Here is a 24,558-nt window from a genome sequence, read left to right as displayed (position 1 = left end):
CTGTAAAATGTGGATAACTTATGTGGATAACTCTTACAGACTATGTAGTAATTCTTGAAAGGCTTCGGTAAGTAAGGTTTTGGATTCTTCCGTCTCCGCATTTTCCTGGAGCCATTGTTCAAATACCTCCGTTGGAGCCAGTTCGGGCAGGGCCATCGTCTCACCAAACAATTCATCCGTCGTTTTTAACTGTTGTTGAAAACGGAACCGCCAGTTGAGTACGGATAGGTAGGGATGGTTGAGTTTGAGAAAATAGCTCTTGGCCACGTCAATCAGCATCGGATCGCGGTGTTCTTCCAGAATCTCAATTTCAGCCAGCGTCCGTAACACATCAGAATGTTGGTAGGCATGAACGGCTGCTTCAATTTCGGTAAACGAACCGCTAAACCGCCGCAATTGTCGAAACTTCGGCACTTTAAGTTCTTGAATATCAACAACCTTCTGGTTTTTGATTTCCAGTTGAATAATTAGCTTTTCATCCAGCCGCTCGCTGAAACTCAGGGCCGTTGGTGAGCCTGAGTACCGAACGTATTCCATTTTACCCAGCATCTGGGGTCGGTGGATATGTCCGAGAGCGAGATAATCGAAGGCTGGAAACAAGTTGACTTCGAATAAATCCAGCGTACCGATGCTGTGCAGTTTTTCGTCGTTGTCCGATGTAGCCGAGCCGTTGACAAACAAATGCCCCATTCCCAACACAGGTACGCTTGCGTACGTTTTCCGACCGTGGGCGTGCACCTGCTCATACCGACGCTGAATACCCGCTCGCACGGCCATCCGGCGATCTTCAAAACTTTCTCCCTCAACTGAACGCTTCAGATCTCGATCCCGCAGAAAAGGTACAGCCGCTACGGCCGCCTGTAGATTACCCCGGCGGTCGAGTAGGGGCAGTACCTCCTCGCAACAATCGTCACAGGCACCACCAATAACGTGAACGTCGAGTAATCGCAGAATTTCACGGGGAGCGTTCAGGACCGCCGCCGAATCGTGATTGCCACCCGTAATGACTAGGCGACACTTGGAAGCGATGAGTCCTTTTAGAAAATCATAGTATACCTGCATGGCTTCCACCGATGGGTGAGCCGTATCGAAAATATCGCCCGCCACCAGCAGCACATCAATCTGTCGTTCTTCAATCGTTGCCAGCAGCCACTCTACAAAGCGGCGACTGTCTTCCAGCAAATCCGTTTGATACAGGCGTTTTCCCAAATGCCAGTCCGCCGTGTGTAAAATCTTCATTCTTCAAAAATAAAACATTCGCCACGAAAAAACCCCGGCGGGCCTGAATGACCGACCGGGGCTCTCGCCAAAATTTTGTTAACGGCTCTACAAAATGGCTTTTTGAGGTCGCTGAGAATGATTTATAGCTGCACAAAAGTACAGCTCCATTTTTCTATCAAAATCTCAGTGGCTAACTCCAAGCGATTTTCAGTCGATTAAAAATTGATTGTCAACAAGTTATCCACAGTTTTTTCCACATTCAAATCCCTTGTCCACAAATCGAATGAAACGCTCTTTTTAGCCTTATTCCATTACACCGAGGTAATTAAACGGCGAAATAGCCCGTAATTCGGCTTTGATAACCTCTGCTACGTCCAGCGTCTCGATAAACTCGGCAATGGTCTTCGCCGTGATTGCTTCGTTCTTTCGGGTAAGAGCCTTCAATGCTTCGTACGGTTGTGGATAACTTTCGCGACGTAATACCGTTTGAATCGCTTCAGCTACTACGGCCCAGTTGGCTTCAAGGTCCGCGTGGATAGCGGCTTCGTTCAACTCCAGTTTGTCCATACCCCGTACCAGCGATTTCAAAGCGATAAGCGTATGAGCCAGGGGCATTCCCAGATTCCGCAGTACGGTTGAATCCGTAAGATCCCGTTGCAAACGAGAGATGGGTAACTTGGCCGACAGGTGTTCGTACAGGGCATTCGCTACACCCAGGTTTCCTTCCGCATTTTCGAAATCGATGGGGTTGACCTTATGCGGCATGGCGGAAGAACCAACTTCCCCCGCTTTGATTTTCTGCTTGAAGTAATTGGTGGATACGTAGCTCCACACATCCCGTGAGAAATCGATGAGAATCGTATTCAGACGTTTGAGCGTATCCAGCATCGCTGCTAAATGATCGTAATGTTCGATCTGCGTGGTATACCGACTCCGCGATAATCCCAAACTACTTACGAAATCATTTCCGAATTCCGGCCAGTCGAAGCCGGGATAGGCTACGTGGTGAGCGTTAAAATTACCCGTCGCTCCACCAAATTTTGCTGCATAGGGAATCTGAACGAGCAGGTTTCGCTGTTGCTGCAAGCGTTCGACGAATACCTGTAGTTCTTTTCCCAAGCGGGTCGGTGACGCGGGCTGACCGTGCGTACGGGCTAGTAATGGAATATCTTTCCACAAAGCCGCTAGTGAACTCAGCTTATAGATAACCTCCTCGAAAGCTGGATTGATGACGGCATCCATCGCTTCTTTGAGCGAAAGGGGAATAGCGGTGTTATTCACATCCTGCGAAGTGAGTCCGAAATGGATGAACTCCAGGTACTGCTCAATGGACAGATCGGCGAGTTTTTCTTTGATAAAGTACTCAACCGCCTTTACATCGTGGTTGGTCGTCTTCTCAATTTCTTTAATTCGCAGGGCGTCTGCTTCGGAAAACTCGGTGTAAATAGACCGTAGCTGATCGAACAGCGAGGTGTCAAAACCAGCGAGTTGGGGCAGGGGAAGCTCACAAAGAGCGATAAAATATTCGATTTCTATCCGAACCCGATAGTGTATTAACCCAAATTCAGAGAAAAAGGGGGCCAGCGATTCCGTAGTCCGACGATAGCGGCCATCTACGGGCGAAATAGCCGTAAGGGTAGTAAGAGCCATACTGATTTGCTTCGTAAAAGACAAAGTTACATAGAGAATCGGGTTTAGGGTTGCGGGTTGGGTTTTGAGTTTAGGGTTTTGAGTTATCCACTGTTGCAGGCTTCCAAACCTGTACCTACTATGAAGCAGTTTCCAACTGCTTTTGCAACCAAGCGGTTAATCACAAGTAACCTCAGAAGCATAGTATAGGTATGGTGTACACTTGTCTATCACTCAGTAAGAAACCGGGTAGTCAGCTAGGCTACACGAAAACTCTAAACCGAAAACTATACCAACTTCGCCATTTTTTTCCGAATTTGCTTTTTCATCTAACCGCTTTTCCCAACTAAAATTTGCTTGTATGCCTGAATCTCAGGGTCACCTTCGGCGTTCGATTGGTCTGGTCTCCGGAATTGTTTTCGTGATTAGTGCCGTTATTGGAACGGGCGTGTTTAAGAAAGTCGCCCCCATGTCGGCGGAATTGCAGTCACCAGGACTGGTACTGGCGGCCTGGTTACTGGCCGGAATGATTAGTCTGGCCGGAACGCTCAGTAACGCTGAAGTAGCCAGTATGCTGGTGGATTCAGGGGGTGAATACGTTTATTTTCGTACGATCTACAATCGATTTTTTGCTTTTTTACTAGGCTGGACCAACTTCGCAGTTATTCGAACGGCCTCTATTGCTTCCATTTCCTACGTTTTTGCTCAGTCGTTAGGCTCGCTTATTACGTTGCCCGCTACCCCTGAATCACTCGCTGCCATACACGTATTTGGTTTACAACCACTGGATAACCTGAGTGTCAAACTGGTAGCCATCGGACTGGTACTGATTCTAACGCTTCTCAATGCCCGGGGGTTGAAAATGGGCGAAACCATTAGCCGAATTCTGACGGTAGCCATGATTTCCACCATGCTGGTCATTATCGTTCTAGGTCTGTTCTCCGCTACGGGCAGTTGGGCGAATATTGAACAGCCTTCGGTGAATTTCGACGCCGATAAAATGTCAGGTGGTACACTGGCGAGTGCATTAGCCTTGGCGTGTTTAAGTGCTTTCTGGGCGTACGAAGGATGGAATAACCTTGGCTACATTGGCGGTGAAATTCGTAACCCGCAGCGAAACTTGCCCTGGGCGTTGACCATTGGCACGCTCATCATCATGACGATTTATCTCTTGATGAACTTTGTTTACTTCTACGTTTTACCAATTGACGACATTATTGCGGTCCATCAATCCAAGAATGGTATTGCTGCGGTAGTGGCTGTGAAGCACTTTTTGGGGAATGGCGGAGGTTTAGCCATCTCATTACTAATCCTGGTCACAACGTTCAACTGTACAAGCAGTACCATTCTCATGGCTTCCCGTCTGTTTTATGCCATGGCCAAAGACGGCTTATTCTTTAAAACAGCTAACTACATTCACCCAGTTTTCAACACACCCTCCAAGGCATTGTGGATTCAGGGCTTCTGGTCTTCGGTGCTGATTTTATCCGGTACTTTCGATCAATTAACCGATATGCTCATTTTTGCCTCCTTCATTTTCTACGGAGCTACCACTTTAGGGGTATTCATTCTTCGTAGAAAAATGCCGGACGTCAACCGTCCGTATAAGGTTATTGGGTATCCAATTGTACCCGGCTTATTCCTGATCTTCTGTGCCTTTCTAGTGGTCAATACTCTGTTCACCCGTACCACGGAAGCCATGATTGGACTTTTGTTGATGGCTACCGGATTACCTTTTTATTGGATCTGGCGAAAAAGAGCTACTGTATAAACTCATTTTCTAGTGATAAAAGGGCTTAGCACTGATGTTGCTAAGCCCTTTTAGTTTAAACCTATTATTCAATTACTCATAAATACTATCGATAACAGCCTGATGATTCTTATAAATTACTTTCCGTTTCAATTTTAGGGTAGGCGTCAATTCACCAGCTTCCAGCGTAAACGGCTTAGCTAGCATTTTAAACTTTTTCACCCGCTCATACTGAGCAAAGCTCTCATTCAACCGCTCCACCTCCTGATGCATTTTCTCCAAAACCTTCTCATTTTTTACCATCTCCTCCGGCGTAGTGAATTCAATCTGGTTAAGATTGAAGTATACTTTTAATGCTCCAAACTCAGGTACGATCAGAGCCGCCGGAAATTTCTGCCCTTCACCTACGACGAGTACCTGCTCGATATACTTGGATTCTTTGAGTTTGTTCTCTACCAACTGCGGAGCCACATACTTACCTCCTGAGGTTTTGAACATCTCTTTTTTACGGTCGGTAATTTTAAGAAAACGACCTTCTACCATTTCTCCAATGTCGCCGGTATGAAACCAGCCTTCTGCGTCAATAGCCTGAGCTGTTAGTTCCGGTTGGTTATAATAGCCCTGCATGATGTTGGGACCTTTCACCAGAATTTCTCCATCCTCAGCAATTTTCACTTCAACTTCCGGTATGATTGTACCCACACAACCTACGCGTAGATCCGGCGGGTCAACCCGGCCTACCGATACTACCGGCGAAGTTTCCGTTAATCCATACCCTTCAGCAATGGGTATTCCAGCCGCCCAGAACACCCGGGATAAGCGAGGTTGTAAAGCCGCTGAACCCGTCGCTACTATGCGGATTTTACCTCCTAAAGCTTCTTGCCACTTACTGAAGATTAATTTACGAGCAATTTTCAACTGCGTATTGTACCAGAATCCCATGTCCTGTACGGGATCGTATCGGAGGCCCAGATTCAATGCCCAGAAGAAAAGTTGCTTTTTAATGCCTTTCAGTTCATATCCCTTTGCTACGATTTTGTCGTATACTTTTTCCAGCAGACGGGGTACGGTGGTAAAAACAGTGGGTTTTACTTCCCGTAAATTTTCCGCGATGGTTTCCATACTCTCCGCGTAAAAGATGGAAACGCCGTACCGCATATGAACGTACAGGATGGTACGCTCGTAAACGTGACTTAAGGGAAGAAAGCTTAAGGCTCGTTCGTGGGGCTTCATGGGCATGTATGGATTTACCCCTTCAATGTTCGAAACGATATTCCGATGCGTCAACATTACCCCTTTAGGCGTACCTGTCGTCCCTGATGTGTAAATTAAGGTCAATAAATCAGACGTGCGGATACTGTCTTTAATGCGTTCCAGTTCTTCCTGATTATCTGGATTGGCTAGTTTAGTAAGTTCTGACCAGTGCGTAGCTCCGTCAATAGCATCGAAGGTGTAAATGGCTTGTACCGTTGGTACTTCCTGAACCGCTTGCTGTACTTTCACCAGTAAGTCTTTGCTGGATACAAAAACTACTTTTGCTCCAGCATCGCGTAGAATATAGCGGTAATCCTCAATCGTAATGGTCGGGTACATAGGTACCGATACGGCTCCTACTTGCTGAATGCCAAAGTCAACAATATTCCACTCCGGACGATTATTCGAAATGATCGCCACTTTGTCATTCTTTCCAATACCAATTTTCAATAAACCCAGGCTTACCTGATTCGCTTGCTCAGTAAATTGCTGAGCTGTTATCTTTTTCCAGGTTCCATTAATCTTGGAGGCCAGGGCTTCGTCGCTATTGGTTTGCAGTACATACTGCGGCAGTATATCGAAAACCCTGTCGTAGGGATAGTGCGTTTCACGCATGGGAGGGCGGGGTGTTAGGGTCTGCGTTTCCATAGTGGTACAGGTCCAATCTATTCCTTTTCGAAGTTCAAGTTAAAACATTTTGATATTGAACGTCAAAAGTCGCTGGATTATGCACAAAAAAAGGCCGGAATCCGGCCTTGTCTCTGTAAATACTATACCATTATTTTTCGGGTTGCCGCTTATCGTTCAAATAATACAGCACTTCCTCGTATCCACTAGCATAAATATATTTACCTTTTCCATGGCGGTAGCCATTTTTAAAATCACCCAGGTAGCGATCGCCGTTAGCGTACCGTAACATCCCTTTACCATGGCATTGGCCCGCGGAGAAATCACCGGCGTAAATAGCCCCGTTGGTGTACCACAAGGTACCTTTGCCATCGAAGCGTCCGTTGAGGAAGGTTCCTTCGTATTTCTTTTTGCCCGTTGAATAATACTGCGTTCCAAAACCGTTGGGACGACTTTCCTTCCAGTCACCTTCGTATTTTTCCAGCGTTTTCCGGTTTACGTAGAGCCCTGTACCATTGTCGCAATTGCCCGCCAAACATCCCGTCTGAGCAATCTCCGGAGCTTTAGTATCCACCTTGTTCACGGGTGGTGCGGACGGAAGCTTGGCAACGGAAGTCGATGGGGTAGGGGAGGAAGCCGGTTCCTTACTGGCTATACGTGGGTAAAAATTATCCGCTTCTCGCCATCCTTTCTCAATTGCGGATAATCGATCACGCTTGGGTGGATGGGTGTAATCTCCTTCGTCGTTTTGTAAGAGCTTGATGGCAATCTGAGCATTCTCTAAACTTCCACCCAGATTGTGTAACACGAAGCCCGAGAAATAGTCGGCCTGAAGTTCTTTATCAGGACGGCTACCGGTACCATCGGACGTATGACCCAGAATATGATGCCCGATTTCATGAGCCATGATACTTACCGCCGACCAGTCAGTTTGGGTTCGGTTTTCCACCAGCTTCAGAAAAGCGTTATCATAAACAACGTAGCGGGTGCCATTGATGATAGTCGCGTAACAGTTATCAGTATTAGGGCATTCGACTACCTGGAAATTACGTTTACCAAAGCCCATACCCGCCGATTTCAAAATGTTATCCACAACCGTCTCGGCGTGTTGATTCGACTTGAATAGGTATACGTCACAAGGACCTTTTTGCAATTTCTGCGATCCGTAGCTCCAGGTAGGAAAGCGATCTTCTTGATTATCAGTGGAATCTTGAGCCATTACGGGTCCACTTACCGCTAATAAACCCCATAGAAGGCCTTGCTTGAAAAAGCTGTTCATAGGTGTGTAAATGTGGATAACTTGTCTGAGTTATTAACAATGAGGGGTACTTGTCCACAAAACTAAAGAAAAGCCCGTGGCTTATTTCACTGCGGCCCTGTACATATCGTATCACAAGCCACGGACTTTATTGTACAAATGGTATTTCGCCTTAATTTATTGCGTCTCCCCGCAGATTTCTGAAACGTTTCCGGGCTTCGGCGGTATAAATACTTCCAGGATACTTCTGAAGAATTTCCTGATACAGCTTCATGGCAGTGTCTTTATCATTCATATTTTCCTGCTGAATCTTAGCCGATAGAAACAGGGCATCGTCTCCCAGAATATCCACCGAATAGTTTTTAAGGATTTTATCCAGATCCGCCAGAGCCTCGGCGGGACGGTTTTGCTTCACCAGGGTATTCGCCCGACGCCACAAAATTTCATCCGCCAGCGGGTGTTCCTTGTACTGTTCATAGAGGGTATTCAGCGAAGCTAAGGCTTCCTCCGTCCGGTTCTGGAAGAGCAACAGATCTACCGCAGCGTAAGCTTTCATCGCCGTTTCGGTTGTATCCATGCCCGTATTGTCCTGAATGAGCAGGCTCAACTCGATCGCATCGTTCGAAATTTCGCGGGTGGTGGCTTTTTTGAGAATGTCGAGCACTTCCTTCGCTAGTTCAAAATCGCCTTTGTAGTAGGAGAGTTTCGCATTCTTCAGCTTGGCGTCATAGCCTAAGGGGCTTTCCTTGGCTGACTTTTCCACCTGCGAATACAGGAGCGTTGCTTCCCATGGTTCACTTTTCAACAAGTACACATCGCCTAAATCCAGCTTGCACTTGTCGATGAAATCCTGATCCATTCCCGCACTCCTGATCGCTTTTTGCAAAATAACGGCGGCCGTGTCCTTTTCGTTCAGGTAAAACGCGTACAGATGGGCTGTATTTCGCAAAGCTTCCAGCGTACGCGGGTTTTCTCCGACTTCGGCAAAGAATCGCTGGTATTCGTTAATCAAAAGCCGGATATCGTCTAATTTGACGGGGTAGGTAGTTTTGACCACTTCCTCTTTAGCGTTGATCAACAGTCGGCGGTAGACGGGGTAGTTGGGACTTTTGGGGTATTCCTTCACCAAATATTCAAAAACTTTCCCCGCTGCCTCGTAATCTTTGTTCTGCATGGCCATGAAGCCAATCTCGGTTACTTTCTGACCTTCCTGCTTTAAGCGACGATCCAGAGCCCGGGCCTGAATAAAGGCTTTTCCAAACTCTTTTTGCTGAATGAGGTACCAGACCAGCATTTCGCCGTAGTACTTTTCATTGGGTACTTCCTGCACTTTTCTGTACAGCAGTTTTTCCAGAAGCAGGGTCATTTTCTCATCCTTCATCTCATCCTGAAGAATGCCCTGAACTAAATCCGTATTGCCTTCCTGCGATCCAAACCGGAGGTATTCTTCCATCATCGCTTCATTTTGCTGCAGAATGCGATAGAGCCGTGCAATCTGGATGGAGTAGCGTAGGGGATCATTTTGCGTTTTGCGAGCCTCCTGGAAGAGTTTTACAGCTAAATCGGCCTGATCCTTGTCGGCCAGGTTCTTTCCAAGGCGATAGGTCAGCTCTTCTTTCTTCTGGGCTTTGAGCAGAGCTTCGGCGTAAAGCTTATCCGATTCCTTCATCTTGCCCTGACTTTCCTGCAGGCGGGCATAGTCGAGCAAATAAAAGGGGTTGTCCCCATCACTCTTGATCTGACGCTTCAAAAACTTTTCAGCTTCGCCCAGTTCTTTCAGACGCATCAAACTTTCCAGATAGGGCTCGTACACTTCACCCACCGTTTCCTTGTTCCGCGTCAATTTCTCAAGGGTAGCACGGGCTTTTTCATATTCCCCATTACGAAGGTATTCCCGCCCCAACTGTACTTCGGGCATTTCCACTTGAGCGGGCTGGAGCTGAGCCTGTACATTCAGCGTGAGCAATAGAGCCCCAACGAAAATCAGTTTACACAGATCGTTTACCATTACATTTATTAACAATATCTTTCTTTTAAATCTTTTTTAATGGTTGTAATAAGGGCGGTGGAAAAGTGGGAAAGTTTTTCTTTTCAAATCCTTGCCTGATACTTCGTTGATTATTTACCTACTTCTCCACAACTATCCACACGCTTCTCCACATCTAATATACTGATTTACAATCAAACCGTAGTTATGCACAAAATAGTGTTTTATCCACGGTGGAAAAGTTTGTTTTTCGAAGGGTGTGAATTACGGTTAATAACTCGTGTATGAAACGGGGGATTTCTCCTGAGTTTTCAACGGGATCTTCCTCTTCAGGGGTTGTGCAGTAAGGAATGTGTATAGGTCCAGAAATCATCCACAGGGCTTATCCCCCGTTTCCACAGAAAAAGGCCCAGTTATCCACGGACTTATCCACGTAATCTTTGGACATTTTTTATTTTGAATGTAGCTTTTCCGTAGTAGCGATTTTAGGGCTCATTTCGCCACTTGTCCACAGAAGTTTTCCACATCAGAAAAGACACTGATAAAGGCACAAAAAAGCCCCGCCCAGATAGGCGAGGCTTGAAACCAATGTATCGCTTCGTTCAACTATTGTAAGGTGAAATCATTCCCCAATAATTCGAAGTTCGCTTTCAGTTTGATTTCACCGGGGAAAAGAATGATGGCTTCGGGTGGGATAAAGGCATCCGGATTTCCGGCATCCCAGCGTCCATTTTTATTAACATCTAAAACGAGTCGCAAACGGTAGGTTCCGGCCGGTACCGATTTAAACGTATACGGGGTTTGATTACGTATGCTTCGAACGACTTTGTAATCGGCAGCACTCAGGAGTTCGACAATAAAATCAGATTGTACATTTCGTACTTCCCCACTAATGGTACCATACTTCTCGGGATCACGAAGAGGATTGAGTAAGCGTATTGCCTGTGCCGTATCGCCTTCAATGGAAATGAATGTACCCTTGGGGAAGATGCTCCGAACATCCCGGCGAAACTTTAATTCCTTTTCAATTTTCAATTGTGTTCGGTACGGATTCCATTGGTAGTCGTTGGCTGAGAACATAACCCGACGAATGGTGTCTTCCTGAATTTCTACCCGTAGCGGATTGAACTGCGTAATGGGTTTGGAAAAATCGATGGTCAATTTGAAAAGCTGCTCCTGGTCCTCTCCCGTTTTTGGATTAACTTTTACCTCCATGGCTTCTCGCGTATCGGCATCACGTTTGCCCCGTTCCCGAAATCGGATTTTTTGTGTATGAGTGAAATCCCGGTTCAGCGAATCCTGTACGGTAATGGTAGCCCGTACCGTATCCGTCGTATTTAGAATATTGTAAAACCGTAACTGATTCGTCTCGATGAGTGCATAAGTCAAACTATCTTCCTTGCGTTCGAACCGCACTTGTACGGCTTGCAAACCCCGCGGATAAACCAGCGAAAAACTGCGGGCGGTAGCCACAGTTTTGGGCGTACGCTGGGGCGAATGATCCGCTGCCGTAATTTTCAGTTCGGGCGATTCTGTAAAACCCGGAAGTGTAATCGGGTTCGGGTGGAAGCCAATTTGTTCCTTTTCGGTATTGTAAAAAAGGTTGTTGTTAACATCCTTCAGAGCCGCCAGACGATACTGACCCGGTGCCATATTTTCCAGATCAAAGCGACCCGAGCTATCCGTTTTCGTTAAATAATAGGGCTTGTTTTTGGAGAACTTGAGCGTATCGCTCTGTTGGTACAAACCGACGAGTGCATCGAAAACCGGTTTTTCTGTAAGCAGTTCTTTGACGGTTCCCTGGAGTCGGAGTGAGTCCAGTTGCGATCCAGTACTAAAGACCAGCTTAACGTTACGGGCCGGGTTTCGCTCGGTTACGTCCTTGAAGGCATTCCGGAAATTCAGCGTGTACGTGGTGTTAGCCCGGAAGTCCTGATCGAAAGTAATGCGTACGCCTTTGGGATACGTTTTAAAGTCAAACGTCCCTTCGATGGCCGGGGTAATCAGTAATTGCTGGTTGAGATTATCGATGTTGATGTACTCGTCGAACTCAAGTTCAACGACTCTTCCTTTGAAATTGACCGTCTGATTCTGCGGCACCATTCGTGTCACTTTGGGTGGAACCAGATCCTTTTGACCTCCCGTCGGCGAGCTTTGCTGAGCACATCCCCACAACAGAATTCCGGCCAGACTTACCAGCACAGCTAGCCGGCTGCTCTTAGATTTTCTTAAAGACATAGATCAGACTTGAGTAATTATTCTTGTTGTGTTTGGCCCACTGATTCGATTGAAAACCCTTCTGTACCGCTTCCAGGTAATTAGTTTTTCCATCCCGGTATTTCGTACTGAGCATACTGACGTAAAACGAATCGAAGGGCATAGGTAGCGTCTGTTCGAGTCGGAATCCTTTCTGGCCGAGCAGAGCCCGCATGGTTTGCTGGGAGAAATGATACAGGTGGCGTGGAACGTCATAAGCCGCCCAGTACTTGCCATATTCCTGGGCATCGTAGGACTGGAAGTTAGGAACAGCAATAATCAAATGACCCGCCACGCGTTGCCGCAGCCAGTCCAGTGTTGCATCGAGCTGATGAATATGTTCGAGTACGTGCCAGAGCGTCACTACGTCAAAGGTCTCATTGGTATAGCTTTCCAGAATCGAAGACTGGATGATTTCGCCCGTTTCTTTCATGGCTAACGACCGTGCTCCGGGGTCGGGCTCGATGCCCGAAACCTTCCAACCGTCGGCTTTGCCTACCGACAGAAACATGCCCGTACCGCAGCCGACGTCGAGGAGTTTTCCTTTCGAGGGGCTCAGTTCGTTGATCAGTTTAAGCTTATTGCGAAGGGTGATTTTTCGTACCTGGTGGTAAGCCTGAGCAATGATTCCCTGTCGGGTATTACTATGGGAAATATATTCGGTGGACTGGTAGTAGGCACCAATCGCGGCTTCGGTGGGTCGGGGATTGGTAAAGACAAAGCCACAGGAGGGACATTGGACCAGCGTAAATTCTTCCTGACTTACGGTGTAATCTTTACAAACCAAATAGGGGGAATGGTGTTCACTTCCGCAGACGGGGCAACGACCAAGGGTTTCCATTTTCATACTTCAAAAATAGCCGAAGTCTTTTGAATCAACGCGTGTCTGTTTCGACAAGCTCGGTATGCTTGGTTAAATATCCTTAATACCTGGGCAAGGCTACGAAAAAACCCCTTCGATCCGAAGGGGTTTTTTTCGATAAGCAGTTGTATCAACTAGCGGCCCAGGTGTACCATTAATATAGAAATATCCGAGGGCGATACGCCGCTGATGCGGGAAGCCTGACCCAGGGTTTGCGGACGCATCCGCCCGAGTTTCTGACGACTCTCTTTGGAAAGGGCCGTAATTTTTTCGTAGTCGAAGTTGGGATGGATCACCAGGTTTTCCAGCCGACTCAGTTTCTCGACCTGAATCCGCTCCCGTTCCATATAGTCTTCGTACTTGATATTAATCTCGGCCTGCTCCTGAATTTCCTCCGAATATTCGCTCCGTAGTTCCTCTACAGCGGTGCTCAGCCGACCCAGACTCCGTACATCCAATTCTGGACGCTTTAAAAGTTGGTATAAAGTACCCTTTTCCCGGAGTAAAGCCGAGTTCTGAGCTTCCAGAGCGGGGTTCACTTCTTCGGGAGCCACCTTGAATTTTTTGAGTCGATCAATCAATTCAGCCGTCAATTGTTGTTTGGCTTGTACCCGTTGGTAGCGTTCTTCCGAAGCCAGACCCAATTGATAGCCTTTTTCAGTCAAACGTAAATCGGCATTGTCCTGACGTAACAAGGTTCGGTATTCAGCCCGCGAGGTGAACATGCGGTAGGGTTCTTCCGTACCCTTATTAATCAGATCGTCGATGAGTACACCGATGTACGCTTCCGAGCGATGGAGTACAAAAGACTCTTTTCCGTGTACCTGATTATGGGCGTTGATCCCGGCCATGAGTCCCTGACAGGCGGCTTCTTCATAACCCGTCGTTCCGTTGATTTGTCCGGCGAAGTACAGACCTTCAATGAGCTTCGTTTCCAGCGTTTGCTTGAGTTGCGTAGGAGGGAAGAAGTCATACTCGATGGCGTACCCCGGACGGAACATACGAACATTTTCAAATCCTGGAATTTTTCGCAAAGCCTGGTATTGTACATCTTCGGGTAAAGAAGTCGAGAAGCCATTGACGTAAACCTCTACCGTATTCCAGCCTTCAGGTTCTACGAAAATCTGGTGGCGATCTTTATCCGCAAAGCGATTGATTTTGTCTTCGACCGAAGGACAGTAACGAGGTCCCAGTCCTTTGATACGTCCGGCAAACATGGGTGATTTTTCAAATCCCGTCCGCAGAATTTCGTGTACATCCTGATTGGTGTAGGTAATCCAGCAGCTGCGTTGCTCAGTCAGTCGGGGCGTATCCAGGTAAGAAAATTTCTCAGGATTTTCATCGCCGAGTTGTTCTTCCATTTTTGAATAGTCCAAACTACGGGCATCTACCCGAGGAGGCGTACCCGTTTTCATCCGCCCTGCTTCGAAGCCTAGCTGTACGAGCTGTTCCGTAATTCCGGTCGCTGCCCGCTCCGCCGTCCGACCACCGCCGAATTGTTTTTCACCAATGTGAATGATGCCGTTCAGGAAAGTACCGTTGGTAAGTACCACTGCTTTCCCACGGATCTCAATACCGAGTTGCGTCTTCACTCCGACCGCCTTGCCTTCTTCCACGATCAAACCCGATACCATCTCCTGCCAGAAATCCACGTTAGGATTTTGCTCCAGAGCCAGTCGCCATTCTTCAGCGAACCGCATCCGGTCCGACTGACAACGCGGCGACCACATGGCGGGTCCCTTCGAGCGATTAAGCATCCGGAACTGGATCATGGTCTTGTCCGAGATGATCCCCGACATGCCCCCCAAGGCATCCACCTCCCGGACGATCTGGCCCTTGGCTACACCCCCCATGGCGGGGTTGCAGGACATCTGGGCGATGGTGTTCATGTTCATCGTAATGAGCATCACCTTCGACCCCATCTGGGCAGCGGCATGAGCGGCTTCGCATCCGGCGTGTCCGGCCCCTACTACAATTACATCGTACTCACTAAACATAGCTTGCTTCTAGTTGACTCATTTTCAGAAGCTAACTCCTTGAAAATTAGCTCAGTTTCGTCGGGTAAGAAATTGCTGGATTTTGATGTTTCACGTGAAAACTTTTAAAAATTTCAGAAATATGTTCCACGTGAAAACTTTTTAAATTCTGGTAAGAAGGTAGTGGCTCTCCAAACGTCTCATATTTTCCTCCTCTTCATCCGTCTCGTCCAGGTAGCCAGCCAAGTGTAGAACACCGTGTACCATTACCCGAGCGAGTTCATCCTGGAAAATGACGTTGAGAGAACGGGCATTGTCCTCAACTCGTTCCACGCTGACAAAAATATCTCCACTGATGATCTTCTCTTCTTCGGAGTTGTCAAACGTGATGATGTCTGTATACGTATCATGTTCCAGATACTCCACATTGATTTTATGGAGGTACTCATCGGAACAAAAAATATAGTTAAGCTCGGCAATCTGAAATCCTTCAGCCAAAGCAACGGTATTTAGCCAGCGGCGAGTCTTCTGAGGAAAGGGGACCTGAAATTCGACGTCCTCTACAAAATAACGGATCATGGGTAAATGAATTGATAATCACAAAGGTACAAGGAAAAAGAGTAGGGGCTTCGCTCTTTTGGGTCCAGAATACGTGTGTGGATAACTATGTGGATAAGTCAGTACATAAACCTCAATTCTTTTAAATTCACTGATAAATGACTGATTATGAGTAAGTATTAAACAAAAAAAGCTGAGACGTATGCCTCAGCTTTTTTTGTTGATTTTAAAATTATTTTAACTTTTTAAAATAGTTATCTACTTCTTTCTTGTAAAAAGGGGCCAACGAAGGCGGAACCGTTCGAAGCAACTCCGTCTGTTTCTGCTTCTCTTTTACGTACTGTTCGAAGGCAGGTGGTACCTTCGGTGGAACGGGTTTAGCCGTTTCAGACTTACGCTTCTCGTCTTCTTCCTGTTCCCGAATCGCTTTTTCCGATTCCAGTAAGCGGGTAAGAATGTCCTTGTTCCGATTGATCGTATTCGGCGTAATGCGTTTGTTAACCAGGTCTTCTTCCGTCTGATCCATTTTCTTCATCAGATCATTTACTTCACCCTGTAGTTTTTTCCCGGCTTCCGTACCTTTCAGCTTCTCCATCGCTTCCTGCAGTTGCTTGCGAATAGCGGCCTGTTGAGCGGCCATCTGAGCGAGCTGTTCTGAAAAAGCCTTGCCGCTCTTATTACCCTGCTGGGTTTGCTGCATTTGCTGATTCATCTTCTCCTGCTGTTTGCCCATACTCGGCATACTGCTTTTCTGCTTCTGCGGCTTGCCTTTGCCCATTGCCATCATATTCATGGCGTTTTCCTGCATTTGTTTGAGTACATCCGAAAGCATCAGGGCTAGATTATTCATGTTCGTCATGGCGAACTGCTGGCGAGCAGTGGCTTGCGATACCCGACGTTCACGAATAGATTTGGCCGCATCATCCATATTCTTCTTCATATCGCCGACTTCACGGGTGACGAACGACTGAATTTGCAGTACCCGTTTCGCCAGGGAATAAAGACTGTCTTCCACAATTTTCGCGTCTTCCTGAAGCTTGATCTGCTCCTGAGCCAGTTTCACGAAGCGGGGATCGGCGAGTTGAATACCACGAAAATCTTTCATCAGCCGTTCCTGAGCAAAACTCAGGTGGACAAGGTTTTCTAGAATGTCGCGGAGATCATCCATATTTTCCTGATTCTCCTTCATCTCCGCTTCCTGCTTCATCTCTGAGAGCTTCTGGGCCAGACTTTTCATTTGCTGAGCCGCCTTTTTCTGACGCTGGGAGGAGGACTTATTATTCCCACTCTTCATGTCCTGCATACTCTGCTGCTGCTGCTCGGAAATTTCCTGCTGCTCCTGCTTGCCCATGTCTTTCTCTTCTTCCTTCAGCTCCTTATTCAGTTCCTCCACGTCTTTCAGCTCTTTCTTCACATTTTCCATTTCCTCCTTCAGTTTCTGTTGCTCCTGCTGAAGAGCATTTTCACCGCTCTTGTTTTGGTCTTTTCCGCTTTGATCTTTAGTACTTTGATCCTTACTATTCTGATCTTTCTGATCTGATTTAGTATTCTGATCGGAGGGGTTTTCTTTAGAGTTCTGGTTTTTCAACGAATCAGATTCGTTCTTGCTGTTTTTATCGTTTTTGTTCTTTTGATCCTGCGAAGCCCCATCTTTTTGATCCTTCTGATCTTTCGCTTTTTCTGTTTCCTGAGCTAATTTCTCCTGATTTTCAGCTAGTTTCTTTAATTCTTCAATACTCTTGTCGAGCTTTTGTTCGCGTTGCAGACGTTTAAACAACTGCATGGCCCGGTCCAGATCTTTCTCGGAATTACGCTCTTTAGCTTTCAGACGATCCAGCATATCCAGCATCCGTTCGTCCTGATTCTTTTCGAGCATTTGTTTGAGTTGCTCGTACAGCTTGTCCGTATCGCTTTTCAGCAATTCGTTCATCAGCTTCTGTAACTGCTCGAATTTCTGAGCCAGTTCGGGTTTCTGTTCGTTGAAGCGTTGCTGCTTTTGCGTAAGTGACTGATTCAGTTCCTGTAATTGGCGAAGCTCGTTCTGGAGTTCTTCCTTCTTCTTCAGAAGTTCCTCGATCTGTTTTTTGTCCTGGAAATCCAGGTCTCGCTTGTTGCGAAGACGAGTTTCCAGAGCTGCCAGTTCCTTCCGTAATTGCTGGGCTTTACTGAGGGATTTATCAATCTGACTTTCCGTCTTCTCTACCGCCTGATCAATTTCCTTTTCAATGGATCGCTTGGAAGGAATGGAATAGTTGAGGACACCCGTCTTAGCTGACTTAGCTCCGTTAACACCGTCGTTATCCCATACCTGCACGAAATACTCGATTTTATCACCCGGAGCCAGTTTTAAACTATCCGTGGACCACTGATAGTAGAAACTCTGAATGGTTTGTCCTTTCGAGAAGGGGATACCTACCGAAGCATAGACTTTCTGGTCCTTACCACCTTCACGAACTACCTTATAGAAAAGCCGCAGGTTGGACACGCCGTAATCGTCGCCAATATTTCCGCCCAGTACGAGGTAATTATAAAGCGTAGAATCCCGGTACTGCTCCAGCGAAATAGTTGGGTATTTATCAGGAATTACGTTTAAAAAGAAGCTGACGGGCTCGCGGTTGGTCGCGTACTTATTCTTTAGAAAAACCTGATACTCGCCCGATTTTTTTGCCCGTTTTTCGAACGTAAATCCACTAATCATGGACTTTTCAGCCGTACTTTTTTCCTGATCGCCTTCAAAACTTAGCTCGACGGCCTCGGTCTCTGTGGCGGCAAACTGCCATTCGATCTGCGTACCTTCGGGAACGGTGAGATTACCCGTATTCTTTACCGCTTCGTTAGGCTTATTGAGATACGAAGGATAATTCAACTGCACTTCAAAGCCCGTCAGATTAGGCCGGGCGATAATATCGACTTCGTAGGTGGGAGAGGAGTAACCCGCCGCTTCGAACGTAAACGAAATATCCTGCTGTACTTTTCGGAAAGTGTACTCGTAATGCCGCTGATCAGTCGTTTCCATTTTAAACCGACGGCCCTCGAAGGTCAGATACACGCCCTCCGGGATGGCTTCACCCTGTAGATTGAGCTTAACCGTGTAATCTTCATTTTTAAATGCTTTGAGATTTTTGTTTTCCAATTGAAACGTAAAAGGAGCTTCCTCGGCGTATTCATTCGTAAAATGAACAATCCGGGTCGTTGATTTTGTGAAAAACTGCGGCCATACCAGCAGAATACCGGCAATGACCAAGGCCGGAACGAGGACAAATTTGAGGTAACGTTTATTCTCATTCAGCTTAACAGCATCGGCGAATTTCACGAAGGCGAGTTGCTGCGATTTCTGTTCAATGGAAGCCCGCAGTAATTCATTCTGATTGGGATTGAGACTCACCAGTTGAAGCGTATTCAGGAGACGATCGCCGACTTCCGGAAAGAACCTTCCAATCTGCTGGGCGGCTTCTTCGTTCGACAGCGGCTTTTGCTTTCCGTAGAGATACACGATGGGTTTGATTACCCAGAAGACCAGTGAAAACAGAAAAACGCCCAGAAAACCAAAGAATAGGAGTGTACGAAAGGTCGTACCAAAATGCCCGAAATATTCGAGTGTATTCAGGAACAGGTACGCGGAGAGTACGACCGCTGCTGAAAAAATGACGCCCTTCAGCAGGAGATTCGTATAGTATTTTCGCTTGTACTCATCTAGCTGAACCAGCAAGGTAGTGATCGAAGAATGTTGCATACGGAGCAGAGGCCTGACGATAAACCAGGTATAAAAGCTATACCCGAACTCGTCTAGTTAAAGTCTATTACTAGAACGAATTAAGGTACAAAAAATTTGCTGGAAAGCGGGCAGGATAGCGACGAAAAAAGAAAAGACATACTACCCAGGGCAGTATGTCTTTCGAACGGTGATGGATACACTATTAGCGTCGCTTGCGACCTTTGGATTCCGACTTCCCACTATTACTACTCTTCCGGCTACTTTCATTCCCGCCATTACCGCGGGAAGAGGACTTTCTTCCACCACTGCCTCGGCTTTCGTTACGTCCGGGGCGACCCGTGGATCGGGGTAGGGGTTTCATCCGGGGAGCTTCCCCTGTGCTCATAATACCCAGCAATTCCAGATCAATCGTACGGCGGCTCAGATTCGCTTCCTTCACTTTCACCTGTACCATATCTCCAAAGTTGATGATCCGGCCTGATCGCTGTCCGATGAGTCGGTAGTTGGCTTCGTCGAGTTCGTAATAATCGTCTTTCAGTTCGCTCAGGCGTACCATGCCTTCGCTGGCCGTTTCCTTGATCTCCACAAATACACCAAACTCCGTTACGCCGGAAACCATACCCGTGAATACTTCGCCTTCACGCGTCTGCATGAATTCGACCTGTTTGTATTTGATACTGGCCCGTTCGGCTTCAGCCGCCATTTTCTCCCGCTCGGAACTGTGCTTGCAGCGACCTTCAAATTCATTCTTATTAGGCGACTCCTTGCCATCCAGATAATGCTGGAGCAGCCGGTGAGCCATCATATCCGGGTAACGGCGAATCGGCGAAGTAAAGTGCGAGTAATGCGAAAACGCTAATCCAAAGTGACCAATCTCCTCCGTGGAATACCGGGCTTTGGCCATCGTCCGAATCGCCAGATTTTCCATCAGGTTTTGTTCGGGCTTGCCTTCTACGGCCGTCATCATGTTATTGAGCGAACTGGAAATATTACCCTCTACATTCACCTGATACCCAAAACGCAGGGCAAAATCCGCAAAGGTTTTCAGCCGGTCTTTGTCGGGAGCTTCGTGAATGCGGTAGACCATCGTATTCCGGGGTTCTTCTTTTCGCAGGTTGAAAACAAATTCAGCCACGCGTTTATTCGCCAGCAGCATGAACTCTTCAATCAGCTTGTGAGCATCTTTCCGGACTTTCTGATAGACTTCCAGCGGCTTGCCATTTTCGTCTAAGCGAAATTTAACTTCAACCGTTTCAAAATTAACCGCACCTTTCCGAAAACGTTCGTCCCGTAGTTTCTTCGCCAGATCGTTCAGCACGTGCAGGTGCTGGGTGAAATTTGTACTGGGTGGAAGGGCAGTTGTCTTTTTCTTCCGTCCTTTCGCCGGCTCTTGGGGTTGCACTTCTGCCTCCGTATCGGGCGTCAGTTCTGATTCCAGTAACTCCTGAGCTTCTTCGTAGCTGAAGCGGCGGTCGGAGTGGATAATGGTGCGACCAAACCATTCTTCTTTGATCCGGGCCTGCTCGTCCAGTTCAAATACCGCTGAGAACGTCAGCTTATCTTCATTCGGACGCAGCGAGCATAGATTATTCGAAAGCTTTTCAGGAAGCATCGGTACCGTACGATCCACTAAATACACCGAAGTCGCCCGCATGTACGCTTCTTTTTCCAGCTCCGTATTCGGCTGGATATAGTGGGTTACGTCAGCGATGTGTACCCCAACGCGGATATTCCCGTTATCCAGATACTCGATAGAGAGAGCATCATCAAAATCCTTGGCATCGGCAGGGTCAATCGTAAACGTCGTAATAGGACGGAAGTCGCGACGCTTCTTGATTTCTTTAACCTGAATCTTCTCTGAGATCGCATTCGCTTCGGCATCTACCTGAGCGGGGAATTCATTGGGCAAGCCGAATTCCGCCAGAATCGCGTGCATTTCCGTATCGTTATCTCCCGCATCGCCTAATACGATTTTAACCTTACCTTCCGCTCTCTGGCCTTCGGCTGCGAATTTCGTAATCTCCAGGATCACTTTCTGTCCGTCCTGAACGCCGTTGAAGTCTTCGCTACGCACAAAGAAGCTATTGTAAACGCGACGATTATCCGGGTAAACAAAGCCGTACTTCGGACTCATCTGTTCGAAGCTACCCACCAGTTCCTTACGGATTCGCTGGACGACTTCAATCACTTCACCTTCCGGACGATAGTTCGAACGGCGGCTTCCTTTCCAGATGGAAATCTTTACCTGGTCTCCATCCAGAGCCGTATTTAAATTTTCAGTAGGCACGTACACATCGGCTTCGCCTTCCTGAGCGTTATCTAAAACAACAAATCCAAAATTTTTATTGACGTGCTCAAGCCGTCCTGTACGGAATTTTAAGCCCGTATCTATCTGATACTTACCGTTTTCAAGTAGCAGCTTTCCGTCCTCGTGCAACTCCTCGATCATCAGGCGATAAATCTCCCGAAGGGATTTTCCCCGTACATCCATTCGATCGCACAACTCAGAAATTGTAAAAGACTCGTTGTAATTAATATCAAAAAAAGAGTGAATTTCGGCCTTTAGTTGAGTGATAAAGCGTTCTTCTTTCGAGGCAGTATGTTTTTCTTTGGAATTCTTTTTCATGTAAAAATATTGTTACGTATTGATTAACAGATGGTTGAGTGAATTGGTTCTGCGTTGAAAATAAAGCACATACGGCTTGGAAATACCTATACACGTAGCAAAGAACAACTAATTACGTTGTACGATTTAAAAAATCTTTCGCGGGCTATTCTGCGATAGATTCTCTAATTTTGCACATTCCTAAGAATTGAAACCAAAAAACTGACGCTCAGAGGCTTCCAATGGCATTATTCGATTTTCTAACCAGCGACATAGCGATCGATTTGGGCACGGCCAATACGCTCATTATTCATAAAGGCAGAATAGTAGTAGATGAACCTTCTATTATCGCCCTCGATAAAACTAGTGGTAAAGTACTTGCCATTGGCCACCGGGCCATGCAAATGCACGAAAAAACCAACGAAAACATCAAAACGATTCGGCCATTAAAGGACGGCGTTATCGCTGACTTCACGGCCGCCGAGTTGATGATTCGGGGGATGATTAAAATGATCGACGAACGTAAGGGACTACGTTTCTTCACGCCTTCACACCGCATGGTGGTTTGTATTCCTTCCGGTATTACCGAAGTGGAAAAACGAGCTGTAAAAGATTCGTGCGAGCACGCCGGTGCCAAGGAAGTATACATGGTGCATGAGCCTATTGCGGCGGCTCTGGGTATCGGCATTGATATTCAGCAACCCAATGGTTCCATGATTGTGGATATTGGAGGAGGTACGACCGAGATCGCCGTGATTGCTCTTTCCGGTATCGTCTGCGAGGCGTCGGTACGGATTGCCGGTGACGTATTCACCCGTGATATTGTGGATTACATGCGTCGTGAACACAACCTGCTGATTGGGGAACGTTCGGCCGAGCTGATCAAGATCGAGGTAGGTGCGGCATTACCCGAACTCGAAAACCCACCCGCCGATTTCGAAATCCGCGGTCGGGATTTGATGACGGGTATTCCGAAAGAGATCAAGGTAACGTATTCGGAGATTGCCTACGCACTCGACAAATCGATTTCCAAAATCGAAGAAGCAACGATGAAAGCTTTGGAAACGTCACCTCCGGAGCTTTCGGCGGATATTTATCACAACGGTATTCACCTGACGGGTGGCGGTGCCCTGCTGCACGGTCTGGATAAACGTTTGGGTGGGAAAACGAAACTTCCCATTCACATCGCCGATGATCCACTGCGGGCCGTCGTACGCGGTACGGGCGAAGTGCTGAAAGATCTGGATAAGTACAAAGCGGTGCTTATCAGCTAGAAAAGCGATTAACGTATCAGGCGAATAGATGATGGAGAGTAGACGTTAGCATAGCTAGTGTTCTGGGCTCCGTCATCTATTCGCTGTTGTCTATCGTTTGCCTGTAATCCGCTGTCCTATTCTATGAATTCGCTATTTGCCTTTATCGCCCGGCAGCGGGCCTTTATCGTATTCGTCTTGCTGGAAGTGTTGAGCCTGTGGTTTTACTTCAAGTTCAATAATTACCCGAGTGCTATTTATTTTCATACCTCGAATTATTACGTAGCCAAAGGACTTCAGTTGCAGGCTTCCATTACCCAGTACCTGAACCTGGGCCAGGTGAATGCCGGACTGGCGATGGAAAACGCCCGTTTAAACGCCGAACTGACGAAATTGCAAAGCAAACAGATACCTACGGCAATTAATTACAAGGCCGATTCGACCGTAGCTTCCCGCTTTCAGCCTATTGTAGCCAAGGTGGTGAAAAACTCTATTGTGGTTGCTCAGAATAATTACCTGACGCTCGATAAAGGTACGGCCGATGGCGTTTTGCCGGGTATGGGGGTTATTTCACCTACGGGCGTGGTGGGTATCATCAGAGGCTGTTCGGAACACTTTTCGCTGGTTACATCTTTATTACACCTGGATCCACCGATGCGGATTTCTTCGCAGGTTCGAAGAAGTGGAGAAATTGGTTCGAGTCGCTGGGAGGGTGGAAATACAGAAATCGTTAAACTTTTTGATGTATCGCGGTACAAGTCGGTGAAAATGGGCGATACCGTCGTAACCTCGCAACTGAACTCGGTATTCCCCGGCGGTATCATGGTAGGAACAGTGAAGAAACTGGGAGTAAGCTCAGATCAGACCTTCTGGGACATTGATCTGAAATTAGCCACGGACTTCCGTAATTTGTCTTACGTGTACATCATCAACAACCGCCTTCAGAAAGAGCAGGAGCAGTTGGAAAAAACAATCCAGGCGAAATAAGACTTTCAAACGAAAGGATTTTCGTTGAATGAACCCATCACTAGCTAAAAGCCTCCAGCTGATAGCTAACAGCCAGTGATCAATGAATCGGAATTTTTTTAGTAGTGCTCTTTGGGTACTTGTTTATTTACTGCTTCAGGTCTTCTTTTTCCGCAGCATGATTCTCTTCGATCATGCCTTTTGCTTTGTATACATTGCCAGTACGCTTTCGCTGCCCTTCGATACGCCTCAAACGCGGGTGCTGTTCTTAGCCTTTGTAACGGGATTCTTCGTGGATTTCTTCTACAATACGCTGGGACTACACGCGGCCTGTACGGTGTTTCTGGCTTTCATACGACCAGCGATTTTGCGTTTGCTGACACCAGCCCGGGGATACGAAGAACGGAACGAACCTACACTCGCAGTCATGAATCTCTGGTGGGTGATTCGATATACGTTTATTGCCGCTCTGATTCATCATACGCTTTTATTTGGTCTGGAATCACTAAGCCTGGCCCTGCTGATTCCCACATTACTCAAGATCATCACTAGTACGGTTTATTCAACGTTTGTGATGGTGACCTTACAGTTTTTTCGCGGAGAATAATAGTACGTAACCACAAAAAAACTCCCTGTATTCG

15 protein-coding genes are annotated in these 24,558 nt (G+C 47.0%); 4 read left to right on the top strand and 11 right to left on the bottom strand.

Annotated features, from left to right (window positions below; genetic code table 11):
* Window positions 1–33 precede the first annotated feature (33 nt).
* Together sbcD and purB are read right to left on the bottom strand one after the other, a co-directional pair.
* A complete protein-coding gene (gene sbcD / locus BWI97_RS17890; RefSeq protein WP_102202207.1) occupies window positions 34–1,239 on the bottom strand; it encodes an exonuclease subunit SbcD in 1,206 nt (401 codons plus the stop codon).
* Window positions 1,240–1,524: 285 nt separating this feature from the next.
* Window positions 1,525–2,871, bottom strand: a complete 1,347-nt coding sequence (purB, locus tag BWI97_RS17885) for an adenylosuccinate lyase (protein ID WP_102202244.1) — start codon at window positions 2,869–2,871, stop codon at window positions 1,525–1,527.
* 340 nt (window positions 2,872–3,211) lie between these two features.
* On the opposite strand from purB, the gene BWI97_RS17880 reads away from it, so the two are divergent.
* Complete coding sequence (locus BWI97_RS17880) at window positions 3,212–4,621, top strand: APC family permease (protein ID WP_102202206.1); 1,410 nt, start codon at window positions 3,212–3,214, stop codon at window positions 4,619–4,621.
* Between the two features lie 72 nt (window positions 4,622–4,693).
* Here the strand turns inward: BWI97_RS17880 and BWI97_RS17875 are convergent, their stop codons facing one another.
* The 9 genes from BWI97_RS17875 to rnr all read right to left on the bottom strand — a co-directional run bounded on the left by BWI97_RS17875 (window position 4,694) and on the right by rnr (window position 21,719).
* Entirely contained in the window at window positions 4,694–6,502 is a 1,809-nt protein-coding gene (locus BWI97_RS17875; RefSeq protein ID WP_233207898.1) for a long-chain fatty acid--CoA ligase, read from the bottom strand.
* 130 nt (window positions 6,503–6,632) lie between these two features.
* The gene (locus tag BWI97_RS17870) at window positions 6,633–7,760 is read right to left on the bottom strand and encodes a M48 family metalloprotease (protein WP_094813119.1); all 1,128 of its coding nucleotides are present in this window, start codon (window positions 7,758–7,760) and stop codon (window positions 6,633–6,635) included.
* A gap of 151 nt (window positions 7,761–7,911) precedes the next feature.
* Window positions 7,912–9,747, bottom strand: a complete 1,836-nt coding sequence (locus BWI97_RS17865; RefSeq protein ID WP_233207897.1) for a tetratricopeptide repeat protein — start codon at window positions 9,745–9,747, stop codon at window positions 7,912–7,914.
* 585 nt (window positions 9,748–10,332) lie between these two features.
* Window positions 10,333–11,964 (bottom strand): Ig-like domain-containing domain, encoded by a 1,632-nt coding sequence (locus BWI97_RS17860; protein WP_094813121.1) that lies wholly within the window; start codon window positions 11,962–11,964, stop codon window positions 10,333–10,335.
* On the bottom strand, window positions 11,945–12,829 hold the full coding sequence (locus BWI97_RS17855; protein WP_094813123.1) for a methyltransferase domain-containing protein: 885 nt from the start codon (window positions 12,827–12,829) through the stop codon (window positions 11,945–11,947). The genes BWI97_RS17860 and BWI97_RS17855 overlap by 20 nt, the downstream gene beginning before the upstream one ends.
* 149 nt (window positions 12,830–12,978) lie before the next feature.
* Window positions 12,979–14,841: a tRNA uridine-5-carboxymethylaminomethyl(34) synthesis enzyme MnmG gene (mnmG, locus tag BWI97_RS17850; protein WP_094813125.1), complete on the bottom strand. Its 1,863-nt coding sequence runs from the start codon at window positions 14,839–14,841 to the stop codon at window positions 12,979–12,981.
* Between the two features lie 141 nt (window positions 14,842–14,982).
* Window positions 14,983–15,399: an rRNA maturation RNase YbeY gene (ybeY, locus tag BWI97_RS17845; protein ID WP_094813127.1), complete on the bottom strand. Its 417-nt coding sequence runs from the start codon at window positions 15,397–15,399 to the stop codon at window positions 14,983–14,985.
* 211 nt (window positions 15,400–15,610) lie between these two features.
* Window positions 15,611–19,111 (bottom strand): DUF4175 family protein, encoded by a 3,501-nt coding sequence (locus BWI97_RS17840; RefSeq protein ID WP_199182038.1) that lies wholly within the window; start codon window positions 19,109–19,111, stop codon window positions 15,611–15,613.
* A gap of 184 nt (window positions 19,112–19,295) precedes the next feature.
* A complete protein-coding gene (rnr, locus tag BWI97_RS17835; protein ID WP_102202204.1) occupies window positions 19,296–21,719 on the bottom strand; it encodes a ribonuclease R in 2,424 nt (807 codons plus the stop codon).
* Between the two features lie 221 nt (window positions 21,720–21,940).
* Between rnr and BWI97_RS17830 the strand changes: the two genes are divergently transcribed.
* The 3 genes from BWI97_RS17830 to BWI97_RS17820 all read left to right on the top strand — a co-directional run bounded on the left by BWI97_RS17830 (window position 21,941) and on the right by BWI97_RS17820 (window position 24,524).
* On the top strand, window positions 21,941–22,972 hold the full coding sequence (locus BWI97_RS17830) for a rod shape-determining protein (RefSeq protein WP_102202203.1): 1,032 nt from the start codon (window positions 21,941–21,943) through the stop codon (window positions 22,970–22,972).
* Between the two features lie 123 nt (window positions 22,973–23,095).
* The gene (gene mreC / locus BWI97_RS17825) at window positions 23,096–23,938 is read left to right on the top strand and encodes a rod shape-determining protein MreC (RefSeq protein ID WP_094813133.1); all 843 of its coding nucleotides are present in this window, start codon (window positions 23,096–23,098) and stop codon (window positions 23,936–23,938) included.
* An 82-nt stretch (window positions 23,939–24,020) separates the two neighbouring features.
* Window positions 24,021–24,524, top strand: coding sequence for a hypothetical protein (locus BWI97_RS17820; protein WP_102202202.1), 504 nt, complete (start codon window positions 24,021–24,023; stop codon window positions 24,522–24,524).
* Window positions 24,525–24,558: the final 34 nt, after the last annotated feature.

It is taken from the genome of Siphonobacter sp. BAB-5405 (genome assembly GCF_002872335.1).
Lineage (GTDB): Bacteria > Bacteroidota > Bacteroidia > Cytophagales > Spirosomataceae > Siphonobacter.
The sequence above is the reverse complement of the archived record's forward strand: the minus strand, read 5'-3'. Positions and strand labels throughout refer to the sequence as shown.